This is a genomic window from Streptomyces sp. NBC_00986, assembly GCF_045162565.1.
GTDB lineage: Bacteria > Actinomycetota > Actinomycetes > Streptomycetales > Streptomycetaceae > Streptomyces.
Map to the genome: position 1 here is coordinate 11609321 of NZ_CP108733.1, position 25097 is coordinate 11634417.

A 25097-nucleotide genomic window follows, 5' to 3' on the forward strand; every position below is an offset into this window, starting at 1 on the left:
CGCCACGGCAGCCTTTCGCATGGGGCACCGCCGCCTGGGTCGAGCATGCCTCCAGAACTCTTCCAGACCCTCTCCAGCATTCCCGTACAGGCTCTGAAGCGCGTGCGCGCAACAGGGCACGCGAGCAAGACGCCCGCCCGTGTGCCGAAGGAGCTGACCCAAGCCGCCATGGTCACCAATGCGCAGACCCTTCCCGTCAGGACCGCTGGAGAAGAGCACGCCACGACGGCCGCGCTGCACCGCGCCGCCCGGCTCGACGCACTGCTCGGCGACCCCTACGATCCTGCCAACCCGCACGGACTGAAGGCCCTGCTCGCCGCCGACAGCCGCCATGAACCCCCCGCCCGGACCGAACTCCTGCTCGCCGAAGCCGGTCTGGGCTCCGAGTTCGTCCCCGTCGCCCTCGGCGGCCGGCTCACCCGCGCCGACCTGCTGGCCAAGGTGCTGCGCCCGGTCTTCCGGCGGGATGTGATGCTCGGTTTCGGCTTCGGCGTCACCTCGCTCTTCGCGAGCTCCGCGGTGTGGGCCGCGGGCACCGAGACCCAGCGCCGGTCCATCGCCGACGTACTGCTCGGCGGCGGGCGCGCCACGATCCTGCACCACGAACTCGCCCACGCCAACGCCATCCTGCGCGAGGAGTTCACCGCCCGCACCGTACCGGGCGGCTACGCCCTCAGCGGCCGCAAGAGCGTCATCATCAACGCCGAACGGGCCGGTGCGTACGTCGTCTATGCCCGCACCGATCCGGCCCGCACCCCGCGCAGCCACTCCGTGCTGCTCCTCGATCCCGGGCAGCTCCCGCCCGACGGGGTGCGCCGGATGCCCCGGGTGATCGTGAACGGGGCGCGGGGCGGCCTCTTCTCCGGTCTGGAGTTCACCGACTGCGCCGTGCCGGGCGACGCGCTGGTCGGCCGGCCCGGCGAGGGTGTCGCCCTGGCGCTGCGCACCTTCCAGGTCAACCGCTGCCTGATCGCCTCCGTGGTCACCGCCGCCGCCGACACGGTGCTGCACTCCGCGGTGCGAGCCGCCACCACGGCTCGCAGCGGCCCGATCGCCCCTCGCTGCCGCAAGCCGCTCGCCGGAGTCTTCGCCGACCTGCTCGCCTGCGACAGCATGGCGACCGTCGCCCTGCGCTCGCTGAGCCTGATGCCGGACTGCGCCCATGTGCCGGCCGCCGCCGTCAAATATGTGGTGCCTGACCTGATCAGGGAGGACCTCGAGGAACTGGCCACCGTGCTCGGCTCCCGCGGCTACGAACACGGCAGCCCCGCATACGGGGCCCTCGACAAACTGATGCGTGACCTGCCGGGCGCCGGGCTCGGCCATGCCGGTACCGCCGCCTGCCAAGCGGTCATCGTGCCCCGGCTGCGCATCCTGGCCGAGCACTCCTGGTTCGCGGAAGAGGAGCCGCCGCCCCGGCTGTTCGACCGCAACGCCGAACTGCCCGACCTCGACTACGGGTTGCTCCAGATAGCCGACGGCGGAGACTTCCTGGCCGCGTCCCTGATCGGCTCGGCCGACCGGCTCAGCCGGGCGCGCGGCGTCGGAGGGCAACTGGGCGCGCTCAGCGAACTGGCCGAGGGGTTCGCCAACGAACTCCGTGCCCTGCGCGCCAAGTGCCGCGCACTGCCCGCGATCACCGCCAGGACACTCACGGACCCGGCCGTGTGCGTGCTGAGCGACCGGTACGCCCTGCTGCTCGCCGCCGCCGCGGTCCTGGGCGTGTGGGAGGGCCAGGACGGCACGTCCCCGTTCCTCGCGGCGCCCGCCTGGGCGGTGCTGGCCCTGTCCAGGATCGGTGAACGCCTCGGCATGCCGGTGCCCGAGCTGCCCGCCGGCTGCCTCGACCAGGTCCTGGAGGAACTCCTGCTGCGCCACCGCACCGGCCGCGGCTGCGACCTGGACGCGACGGAACTCGTGCAGTGACCAATCCGCCCCGTGCCCCGCGGGTCAAGGAGGAACCGATGGACGACACGGCGCGCATCAGCCCCTTCAGCCATGTCCCCGGACCAGACGGCCCGTGGCATACGGTGCGGGAGAGCATGCGGCTGAGGGGGAACGCCGTCGTGTACACCACATGGGGAGAATGGCTGCCCGCCGTCCTGGCCGACGCAGCGCTGCAGCCGCTGCTCGGCCGCGACTGGCAGCGCTACCGGCGCACCGCCGACCCCACGATCCGCTACCGCTTCGTCGCCTCCCGGCTGGCCGTCAAGTACACCGCGGCAGCGGCGCTCGGCGTCGAACCGGCCGACCTCGACCTCGCGTACAGGATCGCCGGCCGCCCCTATCTGCGGGGCCTGGGCCAGATCGATCTGAGCCTCACCCACACCGACGACCTGATCGCGGTGGGCATCAGCCGCAACGGCCGCATCGGTGTCGACGCCGAACCCATGGACCGCCGGATGCCGGTCGGACTCCTCAAGGACCAGATGTGCACCTTCGCTGAAAGGCGGGAACTGGCCGGACTCGACGAGCGGGAACAGGCGGCCGCCCTGCTGCGGCTGTGGACGCTGAAGGAGGCGTACACGAAAGCGCTCGGGCAGGGAATGCGCCTGGCTTTCACCCAGTTCGGGTTCGACCCGGGCGGCGGCGGGCTGCTCGCACCCGACGGCACTCCCGCGGCCCACGGCGAGTGGGCCTTCGCCACCCGCCCCGCACTGAGCCGCTATCTCATCAGCGTGGCCTGTCACGACGCGGGCCTCGACGCCTCACCCGACATCGCCGTCGCCACCATGCTCGACGAAGGATTCCTCGGCACGGTCGTGGAACTTCTGGGCGAGGCCCCGCTCGTCGACCGCGCCGGCTGAAGGCCAAACCGGTACGGACCGCGCCCCATCACATCCCACGCCGACGTGGGCTGTCTGCGGTCCTCAAGCGATCCTCATGCGGGTGGTCCTTCCATGGAGCTTCAGCCCGGTGGGACTCCGGCACCACGACCCTGGGCACGCACCGACGCCGAACTCGTACGCCCCGCCCGCAAGAACGCCCCGTCATCTCTGAACCACCGAGACTCTGGAGAGCCATGTCCCGCCGACTGTTCACCTCGGAATCCGTGACCGAGGGGCACCCCGACAAGATCGCCGACCAGATCAGCGACACCGTCCTCGACGCCCTCCTGCGCGAGGACCCCGCCTCCCGGGTCGCCGTCGAGACACTGATCACCACAGGTCAGGTACACATCGCGGGCGAGGTGACGACCACGGCGTACGCACCGATCGCCCGACTGGTGCGCGAGAAGATCCTGGAGATCGGCTACGACTCCTCGGCCAAGGGCTTCGACGGCGCCTCCTGCGGGGTCTCGGTGTCGATCGGCTCGCAGTCGCCGGACATCGCGCAGGGCGTCGACACCGCGTACGAGAAGCGGGTCGAGGGCGGGGAGAACGACGAGCTGGACCGGCAGGGGGCCGGCGACCAGGGCCTGATGTTCGGCTACGCCTCGGACGAGACCCCCAGTCTGATGCCGCTGCCGATCGAACTGGCCCACCGACTCTCACGGCGGCTGACCGAGGTACGCAAGGACGGCACCGTTCCCTACCTGCGTCCGGACGGCAAGACACAGGTCACCATCGAGTACGCGGGCAGCCGCCCCGTCCGGCTGGACACGGTCGTGGTCTCCTCGCAGCACGCGAGCGACATCGACCTGGACTCCCTGCTCACCCCGGACATCCGCCTGGAGGTGGTCGAACCGGTGCTTCGCGGGCTGGACGACGAGGGCATCAAACTGGACACCGAGGGCTACCGTCTGCTGGTCAACCCGACCGGTCGCTTCGAGATCGGCGGCCCGATGGGCGACGCCGGCCTCACCGGCCGCAAGATCATCATCGACACGTACGGCGGCATGGCCCGCCACGGCGGCGGCGCCTTCTCCGGCAAGGACCCCTCCAAGGTCGACCGCTCGGCCGCCTACGCGATGCGCTGGGTCGCCAAGAACGTCGTCGCCGCGGGCCTCGCCACGCGCTGCGAGGTCCAGGTCGCCTACGCCATCGGCAAGGCCGCGCCGGTCGGTCTGTTCGTGGAGACCTTCGGCACCGCGGTGGTGGCGCAGAGCGTCATCGAGCAGGCCATCAAGGACGTGTTCGACCTGAGGCCCGCCGCGATCATCCGAGACCTCGATCTGCTGCGACCCATCTACACCCAGACCGCCGCGTACGGCCACTTCGGCCGCGAACTCCCGGACTTCACCTGGGAGCGCACGGACCGCATCCAGCAGCTCAAGGCAGCGGTCGGACTCTGACCGGTCCACCCCCCTTCGACGGGAGCGTTCAGGTGCGTATTGCGGTGACAGGATCCATTGCCACGGACCATCTCATGGTCTTCCCCGGCCGGTTCACGGAGCAGCTGATCCCCGATCGGCTCGCTCAGATCTCGCTGTCCTTCCTGGTCGACGACCTGGAGGTACGGCGGGGCGGGGTCGCGGCGAACATCGCCTTCGGCCTGGGCGGTCTCGGACTGGCCCCCCTGCTGGTGGGGGCAGTGGGCGCGGACTTTGCGGACTACGAGGTCTGGCTCAAGGAACACCAGGTCGACACCGGCGCGGTCCGTGCGTCCCAACGGCGCCAGACCGCGCGCTTCACGTGCATCACGGATCAGGACGCCAACCAGATCGCCTCCTTCTACGCGGGAGCGATGGCGGAGGCCGCGGACATCGACCTCGCGGACGTGGTCGCCCGCGCCGGCGGCATCGACCTCGTCGTCGTTGCCCCGAACGACCCCGAGGCGATGCTGCGCCACACCCGGCAGGCCAGGGAACTCGGCATCCCGTTCGCGGCCGACCCCTCCCAGCAGTTGGCCCGGCTGACCGCAGAGCAGGTGCGCGAGCTGATCGACGGCGCCGCGTGGCTGTTCACCAATGAGTACGAGGCAGCACTCCTGCTGGAGCGCACCGGCCTCGGTCACCAGCAGGTCCTCGCCGCGGTCGGCACCTGGGTCACCACCCTCGGCGAGCGCGGGGCCCGCATCGCCCGGGCCGGTCTGCCGGACCTTGCCGTCCCCGCGCTCACGGGCGTACCTGTCACCGACCCGACCGGCGTCGGCGACGCCTTCCGCGCCGGCTTCCTCGCTGCCGTCAGCCACGGACTGCCCCCTGATGCCGCTGCCCGGATGGGCTGCACGCTGGCGGGTGCCGCGCTGGCGGAGGTGGGCTCGCAGTCCTACGAGACGGATTCGGTGCGGCTTCTCGCCGACGCGCGAGAGACCTACGGCGACGCCGCCGCACGTCAGCTCGCCCCGATGCTGGGGAACGTGTCATGACGAATGCCGACCGCGCGTCCGCGCTCCGCGAGGCCCTTGCCACCCGGGTGGTGGTGGCTGACGGAGCGATGGGCACGATGCTCCAGGCGCAGGACCCCACTCTGGACGACTTCCAGCAGCTGGAGGGCTGCAACGAGATCTTGAACGTCACCCGTCCGGACATCGTCCGCTCGGTGCATTCCGCGTACTTCGACGTGGGTGTGGACTGCGTGGAGACCAACACCTTCGGCGCGAACCTCAGTGCGCTGGGCGAGTACGACATCGCCGAACGCGTCGCCGAGCTGTCGCAGGCCGGTGCCCGTGCCGCCCGGGAGACGGCGGACGAGTACACGGCGCGGGACGGCCGCCAGCGCTGGGTGCTGGGCTCGATGGGGCCGGGTACCAAGTTGCCGACCCTCGGCCACACCACGTTCACCGCGATTCGGGACGCCTACCAGCAGAATGCCGAGGGCCTGCTCGCGGGTGGCGCCGACGCCCTGATCGTGGAGACCACGCAGGACCTGTTGCAGACCAAGTCGTCGATCCTGGGCGCCCGTCGTGCGATGGAGATCGCCGGGTACGAGGTGCCGCTGATCGTGTCGGTGACTGTCGAGACGACCGGCACGATGCTCCTGGGTTCCGAGATCGGCGCCGCGCTCACCGCGCTGGAGCCGCTCGGCATCGACATGATCGGCCTGAACTGCGCGACGGGCCCGGCCGAGATGAGCGAGCACCTGCGCTATCTGGCCCGCCACTCCCGTGTCCGGCTGTCGTGCATGCCGAACGCGGGCCTGCCCATCCTCACCTCGGACGGTGCCCACTACCCGCTGACCGCGCCCGAACTCGCCGACGCGCAGGAGAATTTCGTCCGCGACTACGGCCTGAGCCTGGTCGGCGGCTGCTGCGGCACCACCCCCGAGCACCTGCGCCGGCTCGTCGAGCGGGTCCGTGAGGCCGCGCCCACCGAGCGTCACCCGCAGCCCGAGCCGGGCGCCGCCTCCCTCTACCAGACGGTCCCGTTCCGCCAGGACACCGCCTACATGGCGATCGGCGAGCGCACGAACGCCAACGGCTCGAAGAAGTTCCGCGAGGCCATGCTGGACGGCCGCTGGGACGACTGCGTGGAGATGGCCCGTGACCAGATCCGCGAGGGCGCCCACATGCTGGACCTCTGCGTGGACTACGTGGGCCGTGACGGGGTCGCCGACATGGAGGAACTCGCCGGCCGCTTCGCCACCGCCTCCACCCTCCCCATCGTCCTGGACTCCACCGAAGTCCCGGTCATCCGGGCCGGGTTGGAGAAGCTCGGCGGCCGCGCGGTCATCAACTCCGTCAACTACGAGGACGGCGACGGCCCCGAGTCCCGTTTCGCGAAGGTCACCAAGCTCGCCCAGGAGCACGGCGCCGCGCTCATCGCGCTGACCATCGACGAGGAGGGCCAGGCGCGCACCCCGGAGCACAAGGTCGCCATCGCCGAGCGGCTGATCGGGGACCTGACGGCGAACTGGGGCATCCACGAGTCGGACATCCTCATCGACACCCTGACCTTCACCATCTGCACCGGCCAGGAGGAGTCCCGCGGCGACGGCATCGCCACCATCGAGGCGATCCGCCGCCTCAAGGCCGCCCACCCCGACGTCCAGACCACGCTGGGCCTCTCGAACATCTCCTTCGGCCTCAACCCGGCCGCCCGCGTCCTGCTCAACTCCGTCTTCCTCGACGAGTGCGTCAAGGCGGGCCTGGACTCGGCGATCGTGCACGCCTCGAAGATCCTGCCGATCGCCCGCTTCACCGAGGAGGAGGTGAAGACGGCCCTCGACCTGGTCTACGACCGCCGCGCGGAGGGCTACGACCCGCTGCAGAAGCTGATGGCCCTCTTCGAGGGCGCCACCACGAAGTCCCGGACGGCGGGCCGGGCCGAGGAGCTGGCCGCGCTCCCGCTGGAGGAGCGGCTCAAGCGGCGGATCATCGACGGCGAGAAGAACGGCCTGGAGGCCGACCTCGCCGCCGCGCTGGAGACCCGCCCGGCCCTGGACATCGTCAACGCGACGCTCCTGGACGGCATGAAGGTCGTCGGCGAGCTGTTCGGCTCCGGGCAGATGCAGCTGCCGTTCGTGCTCCAGTCCGCCGAGGTGATGAAGACCGCGGTCGCCTATCTGGAGCCGCACATGGAGAAGTCGGACGCGGAGGGCAAGGGCACCATCGTGCTGGCCACGGTGCGCGGCGACGTCCACGACATCGGCAAGAACCTCGTCGACATCATCCTGTCCAACAACGGCTACACCGTCGTCAACCTCGGCATCAAGCAGCCGGTCTCCGCGATCCTGGAGGCCGCCGAGGAGCACCGCGCCGATGTCATCGGCATGTCGGGCCTCCTGGTCAAGTCCACGGTGATCATGAAGGAGAACCTCCAGGAGCTCAACCAGCGCAGGATGGCCGCCGATTACCCGGTCATCCTGGGCGGCGCCGCGCTGACGAGGGCCTACGTCGAGCAGGACCTGCACGAGATCTACGAGGGCGAAGTCCGTTACGCCCGGGACGCGTTCGAGGGGCTGCGCCTGATGGACGCCCTGATCGGTGTCAAGCGGGGCGTGCCCGGGGCGAAGCTGCCCGAGCTGAAGCAGCGCCGGGTGCGGGCGACGGCGGCCGTCTCAGAGGCCGAGGAGCGTCCCGAGGAGGGCCACGTCCGCTCCGACGTCGCCGTCGACAACCCGGTCCCCACTCCGCCGTTCCGCGGCACCCGGGTCGTCAAGGGCATCCAGCTCAAGGAGTACGCGTCCTGGCTGGACGAGGGCGCCCTCTTCAAGGGCCAGTGGGGCCTCAAGCAGGCCCGCACCGGCGACGGCCCGACGTACGAGGAACTCGTGGAGACCGAGGGCCGCCCGCGTCTGCGCGGTCTCCTGGACAGGCTCCAGACCGACAACCTCCTCGAAGCGGCCGTGGTCTACGGCTACTTCCCCTGTGTGTCCAAGGACGACGACCTGATCATCCTGGACGAGCAGGGCAACGAGCGCACCCGCTTCACGTTCCCGCGCCAGCGCCGCGGCCGGCGTCTGTGCCTGGCCGACTTCTTCCGCCCGGAGGAGTCCGGCGAGACCGATGTGGTCGGCTTCCAGATCGTCACGATGGGCAACCGCATCGGCGAGGAGACCGCGAAGCTCTTCGAGGCGAACTCCTACCGCGACTACCTCGAACTGCACGGCCTGTCCGTCCAGTTGGCCGAGGCACTCGCCGAGTACTGGCACGCGCGCGTGCGCTCCGAACTCGGCTTCGCCGGCGAGGACCCGGATTCGCTGGATGCGATGTTCCATACGGAGTACCAGGGCTGCCGCTATTCGCTGGGCTACCCGGCCTGCCCCGACCTCGCGGACCGGGCCAAGATCGCCGACCTGCTCCAGCCGGAACGCATCGGCGTCCACCTCTCCGAGGAGTTCCAGCTGCACCCCGAGCAGTCCACGGACGCGATCGTCGTTCACCACCCCGAGGCCGGCTACTTCAACGCGGGAGGACGAGCATGACGACTTTCTCCTTCGAGTTCTTCCCGCCGAAGACCGAGAAGGGCGAGCGCGCCCTCTGGGACGCGATCCGCCGGGTGGAGCCGCTCTGCCCCCACTTCGTGTCCGTCACCTACGGAGCGGGCGGCTCCTCCCGCGACCGGACCATCGCCGTCACCCGCCGTATCGCCTCCGAGACAACTCTGCGGCCCGTCGCCCACCTCACCGCCGTCGGCCACTCGGCGGCCGAACTGCGTCACATCGTCGGCCAGTACGCCGATGCGGGCATCCGCGACGTCCTCGCCCTGCGCGGTGACCCGCCCGGCGCCCCCAACGCTCCCTGGATCCCTCATCCGCAGGGATTCACATACGCCGGAGAGCTCGTCGAACTGGTGCGGTCCCTGGGCGACTTCACCATCGGGGTGGCGGCTTTCCCCGAACGGCACCCGCGCTCACCGGACTGGGAGAGCGACATCCGGCACTTCGTCGCCAAGTGCCGAGCGGGCGCCGACTACGCCGTCACCCAGATGTTCTTCCACGTGGAGGACTATCTGCGGCTGCGTGACCGGGTGTCCGCGGCGGGCTGCGACATCCCGATCATCCCGGAGATCATGCCCGCCACCGACGTACGCCAGATCCGCCGCTTCGCCGAACTGTCCGGCGCCGCCTTCCCCGAGGCACTGGCGCACCGGCTGGAGGCCGCGCGCGACAACCCCGCCGAGGGCCACCGCATCGGCGTCGAACACGCCACGGCCATGGCCGACCGGCTGCTCGCCGAAGGGGCGCCCGGGCTGCACTACATCACCCTCAACCGGTCCACCGCCGCCCTCGACATCCACCGCAACCTCCAGACCTCTAGGAGCTTCAGTGCCCGCTGACTTCACGGACTTCAAGGTCGCCGATCTCTCCCTGGCCGAGTTCGGCCGCAAGGAGATCACCCTCGCCGAGCACGAGATGCCCGGCCTGATGTCGATCCGCCGCGAGTTCGCCGCCGGCCGGCCGCTGGCCGGCGCCCGGATCATGGGCTCGCTGCACATGACCGTGCAGACCGCCGTTCTCATCGAGACCCTGGTCGCGCTGGGCGCCGAGGTCCGGTGGGTGTCCTGCAACATCTTCTCCACCCAGGACCACGCGGCCGCCGCCGTCGCGGTCGGCCCGGACGGCACGCCCGGGAACCCCCAGGGCATCCCGGTCTTCGCCTGGAAGGGCGAGACTCTGGAGGAGTACTGGTGGTGCACGGAGCAGGCGCTGACCTGGCCGAACACTCCCACCGGCGGTCCGAACATGATCCTGGACGACGGTGGCGACGCCACGATGCTTGTCCACAAGGGCGTCGAGTACGAGAAGGACGGCAAGGTCCCCTCCCTCGACACCGCCGAGTCCGACGAGCACCGCGTCGTCCTCCAGGTCCTGCAGCGCACCATCTCCGAGGGCTCGCAGAAGTGGACCCGGCTCGCCTCGGAGATCCGTGGCGTGACCGAGGAGACCACGACCGGTGTGCACCGTCTCTACGAGATGCACCGTGACGGCACCCTCCTGTTCCCGGCGATCAACGTGAACGACGCGGTCACCAAGTCGAAGTTCGACAACAAGTACGGCTGCCGTCATTCCCTGATCGACGGCATCAACCGTGCCACCGATGTCCTCATCGGCGGCAAGACCGCGGTCGTCTGCGGCTACGGCGATGTGGGCAAGGGCTGTGCGGAGTCGCTGCGCGGGCAGGGTGCCCGTGTGATCGTCACCGAGATCGACCCGATCTGTGCGCTGCAGGCGGCGATGGACGGCTATCAGGTCACGACGCTGGACGAGGTCGTCGACAAGGCCGACATCTTCGTGACCACGACCGGGAACAAGGACATCATCATGGCCGCGGACATGGCCAGGATGAAGCACCAGGCGATCGTCGGGAACATCGGTCACTTCGACAACGAGATCGACATGGCCGGTCTCGCGCAGATCCCGGGCATCGTCAAGGACGAGGTCAAGCCGCAGGTCCACACCTGGACGTTCCCCGACGGCAAGGTCCTCATCGTGCTGTCCGAGGGCCGTCTGCTGAACCTGGGCAACGCCACCGGCCACCCCTCGTTCGTGATGTCCAACTCGTTCGCGGACCAGACCCTGGCCCAGATCGAGCTGTTCACCAAGCCCGAGGAGTACCCGACCGACGTCTACGTGCTGCCCAAGCACCTCGACGAGAAGGTCGCCCGTCTGCACCTGGACGCGCTCGGCGTGAAGCTGACCACGCTCCGCCCCGAGCAGGCGTCGTACATCGGCGTCGAGGTCGAGGGCCCGTACAAGTCGCACCACTACCGCTACTGAGCACTGCCACCGAGGCCGGGCCGGCCGGGACGCCGGCTTGGCCCGGTCCCGACCGCAGGAGGACCACGTGCACAACAACGAGACGTACCCGGTGCACCGTCCCGACCAGTCCGACCCCCCGGCCGTGGTCGCCTTCCCCGTGACCGCAGCCCCGCCGCTGCGTCTGGCCGGTGTCGACGAGGACGACACGGCAGAGCCGAACATCGTCCGTGGCATCGACTGACGTGCCCCTCCGGCACGCGACGACCCGGTCCCGAGGAGGACTTGAGAGATGCGGCCCATCATCACCGGTATGAAGGCACTGGTCCTGTCCGGAGGCTCGGGCACCCGTCTGCGGCCCATCACCCACACCGCGCCCAAGCAGCTGGTGCCGGTGGCGAACAAACCTGTTCTCTACTACGTGCTGGAGGACATCGCACAGGCCGGTGTCACCGAGGTCGGGATCGTGGTGGGGGAGTCGGCCCGGGAGATCCAGGAAGCCGTCGGCGACGGCTCCCGTTTCGGCCTTCAAGTCACCTATATACGCCAGGAGGCACCGCTCGGCCTCGCCCACGCGGTCCTGATCGCACGGGAGTTCCTCGGCGACGACGACTTCGTCATGTACCTGGGTGACAACTTCGTCGTCGGCGGCATCGCCGATCTGGTGAGGGAGTTCCGCACCCAGCGTCCGGATGCCCAGATCCTGCTCACCCGGGTTCCCGACCCGGCCGCCTTCGGCGTCGCCGAACTGGGCGCCGACGGCCAGGTCGTGAGCCTGGAGGAGAAACCGCAGCAGCCCAGGAGCGACCTCGCACTGGTCGGCGTCTACCTCTTCTCTCCGGCCGTGCACGAGGCCGTGCGGTCCATCAAACCCTCTTGGCGGGGCGAGCTGGAGATCACCCACGCCCTCCAGTGGCTCATCGACGAGCACCGTGACGTGCGGTCCACGACGATCCACGGCTACTGGAAGGACACCGGGAACGTCACTGACATGCTCGAGGTCAACCGGACCGCGCTGGAAACCGTCGAAGCGCGCACCCACGGCGTGGTGGACACGGACAGCGAGGTCATCGGCCGGGTCAGGATCGAGGCCGGTGCCCGGATTCGGGGCTCGCGCATCGTCGGCCCCGCCGTCATCGGCACCGGGACGCTGGTCAGCGGCTCGTACATCGGCCCCTACACCTCCATCGGTGACAACTGCCGGGTGGAGAACGGCGAGATCGAGTTCTCGATCATGCTGTCCGACTCGCGCCTCGAGGGAGTGGGCCGCGTCCACGGCTCTCTCATCGGCCGCAACGTGACGGTGACCCCCGCACTGCACATACCCTCCACCAACCGGCTGATCCTCGGTGACCACAGCGAAGTGCAGATCGCGTCCTGACGCCCGCCGGGCGCCACCCCGAACCGCCGACATCCCGGACGGAGTGCGTTCTTGAGGTCCCCCATCGACTCCTTCGCTCCTCCTGCCCGGGTGGCGGTCCTCGGCGCCACCGGCTGCGTGGGCCGCCATCTGTGCACGGCGTTCGCCGCCAGGGGCAGCGACGTACTGGCCGTGGCCCGCAGACCGGCACAGCACCTCGCCGCGCACCGGTTCGAACCACTGGACCTCGCCGCCACGGACCCCGAGCGGCTCGCCGGCCTCCTCGCGGCCCGCAGAACCGACGTCGTGGTCAACGCGACCCTCGGCTGGGGCGACGACCTGCTCGCCGTGAACGTCGGGCTGGTCGAGCGGTTGCTGGAGGCGCTGCGCCTGATGCCGGCACCCCAGCGCCCCCGGCTGGTGCAGCTCGGCACCATCCACGAGTACGGCCCGTGTCCGTACGGCACGTCCGTGACCGAGCGGACCCGCCCCGAGCCGCAGGCCCCCTACCCACGCGCCAAGCTCACCGCCTCCAGACTGGTCCTGGACGCGGTGCAGGACGGCACCGTCGACGCCACGGTGCTGCGCATGGCCAACACCATCGGCCCGCACCCGGCCCGGCAGAGCTTCCTCGGGTCCCTCGCGTTCCGGCTCGCCGAAGCCGGCCCCGACACCCGGATCGAACTGACCGTCGCGGACGCCCGCCGTGACTACGTCGACGTGCGCGACGCCGCCGACGCGGTCGTCCGGTCGGCGTGCCGCCCGCGCCCGGCGCGGCACGACGCCCTCGGGCCGGTGGTCAACGTCGGCCGGGGAGAAGCCCCGGAGATCGCCGGACTGGTACGCACACTGGTCGCGGCCACAGGGCTGCCGCCCGAGGTCGTCCGTACCCGGCGCGGCGAGATCGTCGGCCAGGGCGGCGACTGGATCATGGTTGATCCCTCCCGCGCCCGGCGGCTGCTCGGCTGGCGCCCGCGGTACGGCATCGAGGCGTCCGTGCGGGCGATGTGGGACACCGTGCGCACGGACGCCGTCGCCGGCGGTGCCGGCTGAGCGCCGGCCCGCCGCTACGCGACCGCCGGCAGGAGCAGCCGGTCGGGCTCGAAGGCCGTCGCTGCGCGCTGCGCGTCGGCGGGCAGGAAACCGAGGAGGGTCAGCAGACTGCGCGCCTCCACGTTGAGGTGGCTGCCGAAGCGGACGAAATCCATCAGCTGACGCACCGTCATCCAGGCGAATTCCGGCGGTACCTCCAGCGGGAAGTCCTCGTCCACCTCGATGAGCAGGTAGCGGCTGTGCGCGTGGTAGAAGCGACCGCCTTCCTCGGACTGCAGGGCGTCGAAGCGGATCTGCCTCGCCGATGCCGACAGCACCTCGTCGAGGAACGCCGGCCGTCCGGCCCGCAGTCCCGCGTAGTCCGCCGGCTGGCACTGCACGGTGGGCGCCATCTCGATGCGGTCCAGCGCACCGGTTTCCACCCGGGTCTGCACCAGCAGATGCAACACTCCGGCCACCCGGCGGACCAGGAAGGCGATCACGCCTCGGCTGCGGGGCGCGAACATGGGCTGCGTCCAGCCGGCCACCTCACGGCTGGGAGCCTCGGCCGCCACGCCGAGGACGGTGAAGTGCCGTCCCTCGTCGTGGGCGATCACCCCGTCCGCGGCCGACCAGTCACGCACCTCGGACAACGGGATGAGGCGACGCGACAGGGTTGCCCGGCCCTTGGCCTCGGTGAACCAGCTCAGCAGATCGGTCGTGTCGTGCAACGAACGGGCCTGCGGACGAAGAGAGTCCACCAGAGCCGCCGAGAAACTGCCGTCCTCGCCGGCGGCGGGGCGGGGTCGCAGGGCCACCGCACCGGACAGCACGGTACGGGTGTCCATGTTCACCAGATCGTCGATCTGCAGCAGTTCGGCGATCTGGTCGAACGACAGCCAGCAGAAGTCGTCCAGGACGGGCACGTCCTCGTCGGTCAGAACGATCATGTTGCGGTTGCGTTTGGCGAGGAACCAGGACGCCTGCTCCGACTGGAGCGCGTCGAACAGCACACGTCCCGTGCGTGGCGCGACGAAGTGTTCGAGGTAGGCCACCGGACGGCCGCCGTGCACCCGTGTGTAGTTGCTCTTCGTGGCCTGGACCGTCGGCGACAGCTGCACCAGATTGATGTTGCCCGGCTCCATCTTCGCCTGCAGCAGGCAGTGCGGCACCCCGTCGAACTCCTTCACCAGGATCCCTAGGATGCCGTGTTCCGGCTGGACGATCACGGGCTGCTGCCAGGCGTCGACGGCGCGGCCCGAATCCGTCACGTCCAGGCCCTGGACGGAGAAGAACCGTCCACTGCGGTGTGTGAGGTTTCCCGAGTCCTTCTCCACCGACCAGCCGTCCAGACGGTCCAGCGGAACCTTGGTGACCTTGTAGGAGTTGACGCGGCACCGCTGCGTGAACCAGTCGTGGAACTCTGCCGTGTCGGAGAACATGTGAGGACCTCTCTGCTGGGGGATCTTCCAGGACTCAAGCCCGGAGCGAGGGGCGTCAGCCGAGAATGCCCAGGGCCGCCCGATCGCGCGGGCACCGGGTCGTGTCCGATGGACCGCGGTCCATCTCACTCTCAGGGAAGCGGCTCGACGCCACCTCGACCCGGGAACGAGCCGCCGTGGACCGGATCACCGCCCGTCCTTCGCCGTGCACCGACGCACCGCACGACTGGAGTCGCCGCCATGCGGTACCACCCGCCCGTGCCACCCGCCGCCCCCGTGCGCTTCGGCGTCCTCGGCTGTGCCGAGATCGCGCGCCGCCGCATGATGCCCGCGATGGCGGCCGCGCCGGACGTCGAACTCGCCGCCGTCGGCAGCCGTTCGGCCCACACCGCCGCCGCCATGGCCCGCCGCCACGGCGGCCGCCCGGTCGCCGGCTACGCGAACCTCCTCGCGGACGACGGCGTGGACGCCGTGTACCTCCCGCTGCCCGTCGCGCTGCACGACCAGTGGGTCGAGGCGGCGCTGCTCGCGGGCAAGCACGTCCTGGCCGAGAAACCGCTGACCACCGACCCCCGTCGCACCCGGGAGCTACTGGCGCTGGCCCAGCGGCGCGGTCTGGTGCTGCGGGAGAACGTCATGTTTGTCCACCACCCGCAGCACGCCGTGGTACGTCGGCTCCTCGCCGCGGGGGCCATCGGCGAACTGCGCGCTCTGCACGCGGTGTTCGCCATTCCCGCTCGCGCCGACACGGACATCCGTCACGACCCGGAACTCGGCGGCGGCGCCCTGTGGGACGTGGGGCTTTATCCGGTGCGGGCGGCGGTCCATCTGCTCGGCCCCGGTCTGGAGACGGTCGGCGCGACCTTGTCCGTCGGCGCCGGACGCCGCGTCGACACCGCCGGCGCGGCCCTGCTGCGCCGTGCCGACGGCGTCACCGCGCAGCTGACCTTCGGCATGGAGCACGCGTACCGCAGCGCCTACCAGGTGTGGGGCAGCGCCGGCCGGATCACTGTCGACCGGGCGTTCACCCCGCCGGCCGACGAGGGCCCGCGGATTCTGCTGGAGCGCTCGGGGGGCACGGAGCCGGTCGAGGCGGCCGCCGCGGACCAGGCCGTGCGGACGCTCGCTGAGTTCGCCGCCGCGGTACGCACCGTGCGCGCCGGCGGCACGGACGCCCACGACCACACGGACCTGCTGGCCCAGGCCGATCTGCTGACCGCGATGCGCGCGGCCGCCGCGCTCTGAGACGAACCCGGCCCGCGGGACGTGGCGGCCGCGCAGTTCGGGAGAGACACCCGCTGGTGCCTCTCCCGGGCGGATCATGCCGCTGGCGCCGGCCGCCGGCGCAGCGGTTCCCACCAGGCGCGGTTGTCGCGGTACCAGGCCACCGTCCCGGCGAGGCCGGCGACGAAGTCCGTGAGCGGGCGGTAGCCGAGTTCTTCGGTGATCTTGGTGCAGTCGACCGAGTACCGGCGGTCGTGCCCCTTGCGGTCGGTGACGTGCCGCACGCTGTCCCAGCCGGCTCCGCATGCTTCGAGGAGCAGGCCGGTCAGCTCCCTGTTGGAGAGCTCGGTGCCGCCGCCTATGTTGTAGACCTCACCCGCCCGGCCCCGGGTCCGCACCAGCTCGATTCCGCGCACATGGTCATCGACGTGCAGCCAGTCCCGCACGTTGCCGCCGTCGCCGTACAGCGGAACGGTGCCGCCGTCGAGGAGGGCGGTGATGAACAGCGGGACGAGCTTCTCCGGGAACTGGTACGGACCGTAGTTGTTGGAGCAGCGCGTCACCCGTATGTCGAGACCGTGCGTGCGGTGGTGGGCCAGCGCGAGCAGATCGCTGGACGCCTTGGTCGCGGAATAGGGCGAGTTGGGGCTGATCGGGTCCGTCTCCGGCCAGGACCCGGTGTCGATCGACCCGTACACCTCGTCGGTGGAGACGTGCACGAAGGTGCCCACCCCGTGGCGCAGCGCCGCGTCGAGCAGCGTGTGCGTCCCGGCCACATTGGTCTGCACGAAATCCGTGGAGCTCTCGATGGACCGGTCGACGTGGGACTCGGCGGCGAAGTGGACCACCTGGTCGTGCTCGGCGGCCAGGGCGTCTACGAGCGTGGCGTCGTTGATGCTGCCCCGGACGAACGACAGCCGTCCGCAGTCCCGCACCGGCGCCAGATGGGAGAGGCTGCCCGCATAGGTCAGCTTGTCGAGCACGGTGATCCGGACGGCCGGGTCGCCCTGCGGACCCAGCAGCGTACGCACGTAGTGCGAGCCGATGAATCCCGCTCCACCGGTGACCAGGATGCGGGCCGCCGTCATCGCGTCCCGCTTGCGTCGGCAAGGCCGGCCCGGCAGTCCGCGTAGCGCGGGAGCATGCCGAGAGCTTCGGCTTCGGCCAGGGAGACCGCGGCACGGTCCCGTGCGGAGAGCGTGAACTCCACGTTCTTCGGCCAGGGCAGGCCGAGCGTGCCATCGAACGGGTCGATGGCCTGCTCCAGCTCGGCCCGGTAGGGGGTGGACACCAGGTACGACATCACCGTGTCGTCCTTCAGGGACAGGAAGGCGTGACCGACCCCCTCCGCGAGGTACACCGAGCGGAACGTCCTCGTGTCCATCCGCACGGTGTCGCAGACTCCGAAAGTGGGCGAGCCCAGACGCAGGTCGACCACGATGTCGAGGGCCCTGCCCCGGGCGCAGTGGACGTACTTGGCCTGGCCGGGCGGCATCGTGGTGAAGTGGATGCCACGCAGCACGCCCCGGGCCGACCTGCTGTGGTTGGTCTGGGCCACGGGGAAGCGGTGGCCGACAGCAGCGACGAAGGCCTCGTCCTGCAGGGGCGAGACGAAGACCCCGCGCTCGTCCCGGTGGACCTGCGGGGTGAACGCGAAACATCCCTCGACGGCGAGCGCACGGACCTGGGTGCCGGCGACCTCGGTGATCCGTTCGGCGTGCGTGGTCACGGCCGCCTCACCGCACGACGTCGAGGACGGGCAGCGGGAAGACCAGTTTGCCGCCACCGGCCGTGTACGCGCGCTCCCGCTCCACGAACCCGTCCCGGTAGATCCAGGGCAGGACGAGGAGCTGGTCGGGCCGGCGGGACCTCGCCTCCTCCTGGGACACGATCGGGATCCTGGTGGCCGGGGTGAAGGCGCCGTGCTTCTCCTCGTTGACCTCGCCGATGCAGGGCAGGTCGTCCGCGGTGAGTCCGCAGTACTGCAGGATCACGTTGCCCTTGGTCGATGCCCCATAGCCCAGGGTCAGCTTGCCTTCCTTGCGTGAGGTGTCGAGGAACTCCACCAGCTCCTCGCGGTAGCGCCGCACCCGGGAGGCGAACGCCTCGTACGGTGCCATCGTGTCCAGGCGAAGCGCGGCTTCCCGGGCACGGATGAGCTCCAGGGACGTCTCGTCCACCGGGCGCGGGGAGTCCTGCCGGGCGAGCACGGCACACAGGCTGCCGCCGTAGACGTCATTGAGTTCGGCGTGGACGACCTTCAGCCCCGCGCGCCCGGCCATCCACTCGATCTGCTGCAGCGCGTAGTACTCGAGGTGTTCGTGGCACACGACGTCGTAGGCCGTCGCCTCCAGCATCGCCGGCATGTAGCTCTGTTCCATCAGCCAGACGCCGTCCTCGGCGAGGATGTCGTGGACGTCCTGCATGAACTCCAGGGGACGCGGCAGGTCGTAGAACATGGCGACCGAGGTGACGATCTTGGCGCGACGGTTCCCGAACCGGTCGGTGAAGGCCTTGCGGGAGAAGAACTCGGTGATGAGCTCGGTGTGCTCGGGGTAGAACGCGCGGAACTTGCCGCCGGTCGGGTCGATGCCGACCAGGTCCGGCCGCTCGTCCGGGGCGCAGGGGTAGCCGCGCAGCAGCGTGGAGTCGTTGCTGCCGATGTCCACGACGAGATCACCCGGACCGGCTCCCGTCAGCTCCATCAGGGAGGCCGCCTTGCCCTGCAGATGACGGATCATGAACTCGCCGAGACCTGACCGGTAGCCGTAGTGGTCCCCGTACATCAGCGAGAAGTCCGTCGTGTGCAGCAGCTGCACCAGACCGCAGCCGTCCGGCGCCGAGCACTTGACGAGCTCCAGCGGAACAGCGGGGATCTCCTCCTCGCGCGTCTTGGGGAAGATGCTGGTGACAGCCTGCCGGCCCAGGTCCAGCACCGGCACCAGCGAACGGTTGCCGCAGATGCGGCACTTGTCGATCTTCATGTGACCTCCATCGAGGAACGGGTCTGACCCGCGCGGCGCCCCATTGTGGGGAGGAAACCCTCGAGCAACGGTCGACCAGTGGTCGGCCCACTGCCGCTCCACCACGGCACGAGCACCTCCCGGAACCTTCTGTAGCGATCCAGGAGCCAAGGTGCGGAGGACTGAGGTGAAACGGATGCTGTCCCCTTCAGGGCGGGCCCGGAGCGGGCGCGCCACGAGCGCCATGTGGATCAGGCGCGTCCTGGCCGACTACGTCCTGGCGCCCGTCTGGCGAAGCCTGATGGCCTACGGCGCGATGTTCGTCGGCCACGTCGACCAACGGGCCGATTCCGCGGCGCTGTACGGCTGTTACGGCCTCTACCGGGGCGCGGGCTGGAGCGACTGGCCCGCGACGCCGTGGCTGTCGGAGAGGCTGCTGCTGTCGCCAGGGCTGCGCGGGCTGCCCGAGGGACACCCCGAGCGGCTGTGCAAGGGCGTGCCGCTGTCCGAGGCGGAGCAGCAGCTGGCGCGCGAACTGTGGCCCGGTCACCGGAGCGGCGGCCGCGGCCCGACGCAGAGTTGACCACGATTCGAGCGGGCGGCCGGAGCCTGGCGGCGACCACCGGGCCGACAGGAAGGACCGCCCATGACCGTGCACGAGGTCCTGGCCGCCGTGCGGGAGCTGGTGCCGCAGATCCGGGCGCGTGCCGAGGAGAGCGAGACGGCGTGCCGGATCCCGGACGTCACCGTCAAGGAACTGCGGGAGACCGGATTCTTCCGGCTGCTTGTGCCGCGCGCCCGCGGCGGGCTCGCCGCCGCGCCCCAGGCACACTTCACCGCCGTCCGTGAACTCGCCGCCGCCTGCGGCTCGACCGGCTGGGTGGCGTCCGTCTTCGGCATCCACCTGTGGCACGTGGCACTGTTCGACCCACGGGCCCAGCACGACGTGTGGGACGACGACCCCACCGCCCTGGCCTGTTCGTCGTACGCCCCCTCGGGCACCGCGACCGCAGTGGGCGGCGGCTACACGCTCAGCGGGCGCTGGCAGTTCTCTTCGGGATCCGACCACGCCACCTGGGTGCTCCTGGGCGGCCTGGTGCCGCGGGGAGAGGCCGGGCCGCCCGGGATGAGGGCGTTCCTGCTGCCGCGCGCGGACTGCCGCGTCGAGGCCAACTGGGACACGGTCGGGCTCCGCGGCACCGGCAGCAACGACATCCTCGTCGAGGACGTGTTCGTCCCTGCCCACCGCACCGTCGAGGTCGGTGTGCCCGACGGCCATGTCTTTCCCGGCTGGGAACTCAACCCGGAGCCCCTCTACCGGGTGCCGTTCCCCGCCATGTTCACCACCGCGGTCGCCGCGCCGGCCGTAGGCATCGCGGAGGCCGCCTACCGGGACCACTGCGCGGTGCTGCGCGCGCGGATCGCCGAGGGCACGGCGCGGCCCGGTGACCTCGACCCGGCGGGACTGCTGCGGATCGCCCGCGGCAGCGGCGACATCGACGCGGCCTGGCGCGGGCTGATCGGGAACATCGAGGAGCTGTCCGCGTGCGCCGAGCGCGGCGGGCGACCCTCACTTGCCCTGCGCGCACGCACCCGGCGGGACCAGGTACGGGCCACGGAGCGGGCGATGGAGGCCGTCGACCTGCTGATGGCGCACGCCGGCGGAAACGCCATGCGGACCGGCTCCGGTGCACTGCAGCGTGCCTGGCGGGACGTGCACACCGCGCGCGGGCACGCCGCCAACGACTCCCAGCGCGGCCAGCTTCCCTTCGCACAGGAGGCTCTGGGCATCGACGTGCGGGAAACCATGGTGTGACCGGACGCGGTGCGGCACCCCGCGCCGCGTGGGACAACGGCAGACTGCCCGTTCCGGCCGAAGGCGACGGCTCGGCCGGAACGGGACGCCAACGGCGCGGGGGAGGAGCCCGGGCCGCGGTCGGATTCCTCGCGCCGCTCAGGCCGGCTGCGGGATCAGGACGCGGCCCGCCTGCAGTTCGAGGCGGGTGCCCCGGAACGACGCCCGCAACCGGCGGTCGTGGCTGACCACGACGAGAGTGCCGGCGTAGTCCGCGAGAGCCCGTTCCACCTCTTCGACCAGGACCGGCGACAGATGGTTGGTCGGCTCGTCCAGCAGCAGCAGGTCCACCGGGCGGACCACCAGCCTGGCCAGGGCCAGGCGGCGCCGTTGCCCCGTCGACAGCGTATCCACCGAAGCGGTGAGCGCCTCGGGGCGGAACAGGCCGAGGGCCAGCAGCTCCTCCTCGTACTCCTCGGGCAGCCCGGGCCGGCCGTGAGCGAAGGCCTCCAGGACCGTCTGCCCCGGGAGCCCGGCCGTCTCCAGCTGGCGCAGATGGCCGACGGCCCGCGGACGCGTCACCGAGCCCCGCCCGGGCGGCAGTTCCCCGGCGATGACCCTCAGCAAAGTCGTCTTGCCCGCTCCGTTGGCGCCGGTCACCAGCAGACGTTCCCCGGGGGCGAGCCGCAGATCGTCCACCCGCAGCCGGTCACCGACCACGACGTCCCTCAGCTCGACGGCCGGTCCCTGCGCGAGCTCGCCGTCATCCGTGGTGCGGACGGCCCGGCTGAAGTGCAGCGGATCCGGAGGACGGGGCACCGGCTCGTCGTGCAGCCGGCGCAGCCGTTCGTTGGCGTTGCGGACCTTGTGCGAGGTGCCCGTGGACGTCGCCCGGGGCCGTGCCGCGCCGGACCCGCCGTTGCTGAGCGCGACCCGCTTGCCGATCGTGGCGAGCTGGGCACCCGCGGTCCGGGACAGCCGCCGCTGCCGGTCGATCTCCGTCAGCCAGTCCTCGTACTCCTGTTCCCAGCGGGCCCTGGCCGCGGCCTTCGCGGACAGGTAGCCGGCATAGCCGTTGCCGTAGCGGTGCACGGTGTGCGCGGCGTCGTCCACCTCCAGGACGGTGTGGGCGACGGCTTCCAGGAACGTCCGGTCGTGGGTGACGACCACCACGGTGCCCGAATGGCGCCGCAGACGGTCCTCCAGCCAGGCCGTTGCCCGGTCGTCGAGGTCGTTGGTGGGTTCGTCGAGCAGCAGCAGCTCCGGGCCGGACGCCAGGGTCGCGGCCAGGGCGAGCCGGGAACGCTCCCCGCCCGACAACTCGTCCAGGCGGCGGCCGCGCTCGAGGCCGGGCAGCCCGAGACCGTGCAGGGCGATGTCGACCCGTGTGTCGGCGCCGTAACCGCCCCGGGCCTCGAACTCGGCCCGAAGTGCGCCGTACGCGGCCAGTTCCTCGGCGGAGAGCGCGGCCATCCTCTCCTCGGCCGCGGCCATCTCCGCCTCCAGGGCGCGCAGTTCGGCCAGGGCGTGGTCGATGGCGTCCTGCACCGTGGCACCGGGCGGCAGGCCGAGTGTCTGGGCCAGGTAGGCCAGGCCGCCGGGCGCCTCGACGGTCAGGTCGCCGCCGTCCGGCCGTTCCACGCCCGCGATCAGCCGTAGCAGCGTGGACTTGCCGGAGCCGTTGTCGCCGACCACGGCCGCCTTCTCGCCGGGGCGGATGGTGAGGGACACGTCGTGGAGGACGATCCGGTCGCCGTAGCACTTGGTGACGTCGTTCAGTGTGAGCTGGGCGGGGGATGACGGTCGGTGGGTACGCAAAAGGATTCTCCTGATTCTCGTCAGCACTGAGGAGAGAGCCGGCGGCAGCGGCCGGCCGGCACGGGGTGCTTGCCGGAGGCGTCCTCGCGTCCGGCGACGAGAATCACAGGAAGTAGATACCCATGGGACGAGAGTAGGCCGGGACCGGTGGCCGCACCACCTGTTTTCTCGCATGCCGGCGCCCGTCGGACGGGGAGGAAAGGTCCGACGGGCGCCGCTCGGCAGACCGCCTCAGACGGTCACGGAGACGTTCGGGGGCTGTGCCGGGTCGACGGCCAGCTGCTGGGCCAGAGACCCCTTCTTGCGCTTGAGGAAGGGCTTCTCCACCCAGCGGTAACTCGCCTCGGCGAGAAGATAGGCGGCCGGGATGCCGATCGCCGCGATGCCCACGTCGGCCCAGGCCCAGCCGTGCACGGTCGGCGCGTGCAGCTCGAACAGCCGGCCGAGGATGACCATGTGCAGCAGGTAGATGCCGTACGAGATCAGGCCCACCCGGACCAACGGCCGCCAGGACAGGACGCGTTGGAGCCTGCCCTCGTTGCCCGCGAAATAGAGCACCGCACCGAAGAACAGCCCGGCGACCGAGTACTTCCACACCCATTCGTAGTCCGAGGCGAGCAGCACCGGGTAGCCGAGGTCGCTGCGGAAACCCTTGCCGTCGGCGAAGCCCTGGGCGACCAGTGCGGCGGTCACGACGGCGAACAGGGCGACGGCGGCCTTGGCGAAACCGGCCAGGTGCTTGCGGACCTCGGGCAGCGCGGTGCACGCACCGATCGCGAACACGTCCAGGTACGAGGCGGGGGAGCAGTAGACGACCATCGCCTGCAGCGGCTTGATCGGGAAGTGCGTGGCGTCCATGAGCAGCCACACGCCCCAGCGCAGCAGCGGGCCGGCGAACGCCAGAACGACCGAGGCGCGCACGAACCAGCGGCGCGGCAGGAAGAAGGCGAGCAGGGCCCAGACCACGTACAGCTGCACCTCCACGCCGAGTGACCACACCTGGGCGTACAGCACCATCGGGGTGGGCTGGAAGTCGTGCAGCATCGCGGACAGGTTCCACGTCCACGTCCACAGGTACGGCAGGTCGCGGGTGAGGATCTTGTCGCCGCCGACCAGTGCGACGACCGTCAGCCCCGCGACGAACAGGAAGTACAGCGGGGCCAGGCGCAGCAGCCGGTTGCGGAAGAAGTTCTTGGCCCGCTGGGCCCGGCTGAGCTCCGGGTGGGAGAGCAGCGTCCGGGTGATGAAGTGGCCGCTGAGCACGAAGAACATCGGCACGCCGAGCCAGCCGAACTTCAGCTGACCGGTGTGGTAGAGGATCACGGCGAGCACGGCGAGGGCGCGCAGCCCGTCGAGGGCGGCCACATGGGTCTGCCGGGCCGCCGGTGCGGCACCTCCCGGAAGGTCTCCAGGACGCCCGGTACCCGGGCGTTGCAGGGTCGTGTCTGTCATGGTGCTGGCTCCGAATCCGTCGCTGGGTATGGGGGTACTGGGGGCACGGGAGACCGGGGAAGGGGTCACTGCGGGGCGCGGGTGCGGCGGCGCGGGCCGGGCCGGCGCGCCGCCGGTCTGTCACAGGAGGAGGAAGCCGCCGCTGACCGGGAGGAAGGCGCCGGTCATGTGGGTGCTTTCGGGGCCGGCCAGGAAGGCGACGGCATTGGCGACGTCCTGCGGCTCGCCGATCTTGCGCAGGGGGGTTGCCTGGATGACCGGTTCGAGCTTGCCGGCGTGCTGGTCGCCGGCCGACACGAGCAGGTTGGGACTGCGGGTCGCACCCGGGATGACGGTGTTGACGCGCACACCCTTCGGACCCAGTTCCAGGGCCAGGTGCTTCATGGCGGACTCGACGGGCGCCTTCGTCAGGCCGTGACCGATCGTGCCCACCAGTTGCGTGCGGGCGAAGCTGTCGGAGATGAAGACGATCGCCCCCGACCCGCGTTCGGCCATGCCCGGGGCGACGGCGGCGACGGGACGCAGCGCGGCGCGCGCCTGGGCGGCCATGTTGTCGACCAGTTCGTCGACCTTCATACCGAGGAACGGCCCCCGCAGGTGGGAGCTGTATCCGGTCGTGTTGAGAACGAGGATGTCGACGGGACCGAGCTGCTGTTCGGTCTGGGCGAGCACGGCGTCGGTCTGGCCGGCGTCGGTCACGTCGCCGGCGACGGCGACGGCCCGCCCGCCGGCCTCCCGGATCGAGGAGACGACCTCGGCGGCGGCATCGGCCGAGCTGCGGTAGTTGACGGCGACGGCCGCGCCACGCGCGGCGAGTTCGCGGGCTATGGTGCCGCCGATCTCCCGGCTGGCGCCGGTGACCAGTGCGACCTTGCCCTTGAGCTGTTCGGAGTTCGGCATGGTCCAGACGCTATGGGCGGCTCTTGGAGCGTGTCTTGAGCCGTGCTCGACCGCCCTCTCGGTGCCCGACCGCTGCCGCCGCCGGCACCT

General features: G+C 70.7%; 20 protein-coding genes. 13 read left to right on the forward strand and 7 right to left on the reverse strand.

Annotated elements, in window-relative coordinates; all coding sequences use genetic code 11:
• The first annotated feature begins 45 nt into the window (after positions 1 to 45).
• The 10 genes from OG504_RS52335 to OG504_RS52380 all read left to right on the forward strand — a co-directional run bounded on the left by OG504_RS52335 (position 46) and on the right by OG504_RS52380 (position 13434).
• Positions 46 to 1926 carry an acyl-CoA dehydrogenase gene (locus OG504_RS52335; protein WP_405987829.1) on the forward strand — a complete coding sequence of 627 codons (1881 nt, stop codon included), beginning with the start codon at positions 46 to 48 and terminating at the stop codon, positions 1924 to 1926.
• Positions 1927 to 1964: 38 nt separating this feature from the next.
• On the forward strand, positions 1965 to 2807 hold the full coding sequence (locus OG504_RS52340) for a 4'-phosphopantetheinyl transferase family protein (protein ID WP_405987828.1): 843 nt from the start codon (positions 1965 to 1967) through the stop codon (positions 2805 to 2807).
• Positions 2808 to 3022: 215 nt separating this feature from the next.
• Positions 3023 to 4234 (forward strand): methionine adenosyltransferase, encoded by a 1212-nt coding sequence (metK, locus tag OG504_RS52345; protein ID WP_405987827.1) that lies wholly within the window; start codon positions 3023 to 3025, stop codon positions 4232 to 4234.
• Positions 4235 to 4266: 32 nt separating this feature from the next.
• Positions 4267 to 5250, forward strand: coding sequence for a carbohydrate kinase family protein (locus tag OG504_RS52350; protein WP_405987826.1), 984 nt, complete (start codon positions 4267 to 4269; stop codon positions 5248 to 5250).
• Positions 5247 to 8747 carry a methionine synthase gene (metH, locus tag OG504_RS52355; protein ID WP_405987825.1) on the forward strand — a complete coding sequence of 1167 codons (3501 nt, stop codon included), beginning with the start codon at positions 5247 to 5249 and terminating at the stop codon, positions 8745 to 8747. Before OG504_RS52350 ends, metH begins: the two co-directional genes overlap by 4 nt.
• Positions 8744 to 9601, forward strand: a complete 858-nt coding sequence (gene metF / locus OG504_RS52360) for a methylenetetrahydrofolate reductase [NAD(P)H] (protein ID WP_405987824.1) — start codon at positions 8744 to 8746, stop codon at positions 9599 to 9601. Before metH ends, metF begins: the two co-directional genes overlap by 4 nt.
• The gene (gene ahcY, locus OG504_RS52365; protein WP_405987823.1) at positions 9591 to 11042 is read left to right on the forward strand and encodes an adenosylhomocysteinase; all 1452 of its coding nucleotides are present in this window, start codon (positions 9591 to 9593) and stop codon (positions 11040 to 11042) included. The genes metF and ahcY overlap by 11 nt, the downstream gene beginning before the upstream one ends.
• A gap of 67 nt (positions 11043 to 11109) precedes the next feature.
• Positions 11110 to 11265: a hypothetical protein gene (locus tag OG504_RS52370; protein WP_405987822.1), complete on the forward strand. Its 156-nt coding sequence runs from the start codon at positions 11110 to 11112 to the stop codon at positions 11263 to 11265.
• Positions 11266 to 11334: 69 nt separating this feature from the next.
• Positions 11335 to 12402 carry a glucose-1-phosphate thymidylyltransferase gene (locus OG504_RS52375; protein ID WP_405996222.1) on the forward strand — a complete coding sequence of 356 codons (1068 nt, stop codon included), beginning with the start codon at positions 11335 to 11337 and terminating at the stop codon, positions 12400 to 12402.
• Between the two features lie 51 nt (positions 12403 to 12453).
• On the forward strand, positions 12454 to 13434 hold the full coding sequence (locus OG504_RS52380) for an NAD-dependent epimerase/dehydratase family protein (RefSeq protein ID WP_405987821.1): 981 nt from the start codon (positions 12454 to 12456) through the stop codon (positions 13432 to 13434).
• 14 nt (positions 13435 to 13448) lie between these two features.
• Here OG504_RS52380 and OG504_RS52385 read toward each other — a convergent pair whose 3' ends face one another.
• Complete coding sequence (locus tag OG504_RS52385; protein ID WP_405987820.1) at positions 13449 to 14855, reverse strand: NDP-hexose 2,3-dehydratase family protein; 1407 nt, start codon at positions 14853 to 14855, stop codon at positions 13449 to 13451.
• A gap of 240 nt (positions 14856 to 15095) precedes the next feature.
• On the opposite strand from OG504_RS52385, the gene OG504_RS52390 reads away from it, so the two are divergent.
• A complete protein-coding gene (locus OG504_RS52390; protein WP_405987819.1) occupies positions 15096 to 16100 on the forward strand; it encodes a Gfo/Idh/MocA family protein in 1005 nt (334 codons plus the stop codon).
• A 74-nt stretch (positions 16101 to 16174) separates the two neighbouring features.
• Here OG504_RS52390 and rfbB read toward each other — a convergent pair whose 3' ends face one another.
• Genes rfbB through OG504_RS52405 form a run of 3 tightly spaced genes read right to left on the reverse strand, consistent with a single transcriptional unit; the run spans position 16175 to position 19063 of the window.
• Complete coding sequence (gene rfbB / locus OG504_RS52395) at positions 16175 to 17167, reverse strand: dTDP-glucose 4,6-dehydratase (protein WP_405987818.1); 993 nt, start codon at positions 17165 to 17167, stop codon at positions 16175 to 16177.
• The gene (locus OG504_RS52400; protein WP_405987817.1) at positions 17164 to 17808 is read right to left on the reverse strand and encodes a dTDP-4-dehydrorhamnose 3,5-epimerase family protein; all 645 of its coding nucleotides are present in this window, start codon (positions 17806 to 17808) and stop codon (positions 17164 to 17166) included. The genes rfbB and OG504_RS52400 overlap by 4 nt, the downstream gene beginning before the upstream one ends.
• 7 nt (positions 17809 to 17815) lie before the next feature.
• Positions 17816 to 19063: a class I SAM-dependent methyltransferase gene (locus tag OG504_RS52405; RefSeq protein WP_405987816.1), complete on the reverse strand. Its 1248-nt coding sequence runs from the start codon at positions 19061 to 19063 to the stop codon at positions 17816 to 17818.
• Positions 19064 to 19238: 175 nt separating this feature from the next.
• Here OG504_RS52405 and OG504_RS52410 point away from each other — a divergent pair, with 175 nt between their 5' ends.
• Entirely contained in the window at positions 19239 to 19625 is a 387-nt protein-coding gene (locus tag OG504_RS52410; protein WP_405987815.1) for a DUF6059 family protein, read from the forward strand.
• 63 nt (positions 19626 to 19688) lie between these two features.
• Complete coding sequence (gene hsaA / locus OG504_RS52415) at positions 19689 to 20858, forward strand: 3-hydroxy-9,10-secoandrosta-1,3,5(10)-triene-9,17-dione monooxygenase oxygenase subunit (RefSeq protein ID WP_405987814.1); 1170 nt, start codon at positions 19689 to 19691, stop codon at positions 20856 to 20858.
• A gap of 138 nt (positions 20859 to 20996) precedes the next feature.
• Here hsaA and abc-f read toward each other — a convergent pair whose 3' ends face one another.
• The 3 genes from abc-f to OG504_RS52430 all read right to left on the reverse strand — a co-directional run bounded on the left by abc-f (position 20997) and on the right by OG504_RS52430 (position 25007).
• Positions 20997 to 22655, reverse strand: coding sequence for a ribosomal protection-like ABC-F family protein (abc-f, locus tag OG504_RS52420; RefSeq protein ID WP_405987813.1), 1659 nt, complete (start codon positions 22653 to 22655; stop codon positions 20997 to 20999).
• Between the two features lie 231 nt (positions 22656 to 22886).
• Complete coding sequence (locus OG504_RS52425) at positions 22887 to 24107, reverse strand: acyltransferase family protein (RefSeq protein ID WP_405987812.1); 1221 nt, start codon at positions 24105 to 24107, stop codon at positions 22887 to 22889.
• Between the two features lie 120 nt (positions 24108 to 24227).
• Entirely contained in the window at positions 24228 to 25007 is a 780-nt protein-coding gene (locus OG504_RS52430) for an SDR family NAD(P)-dependent oxidoreductase (protein ID WP_405987811.1), read from the reverse strand.
• Between the last annotated feature and the right edge of the window lie 90 nt (positions 25008 to 25097).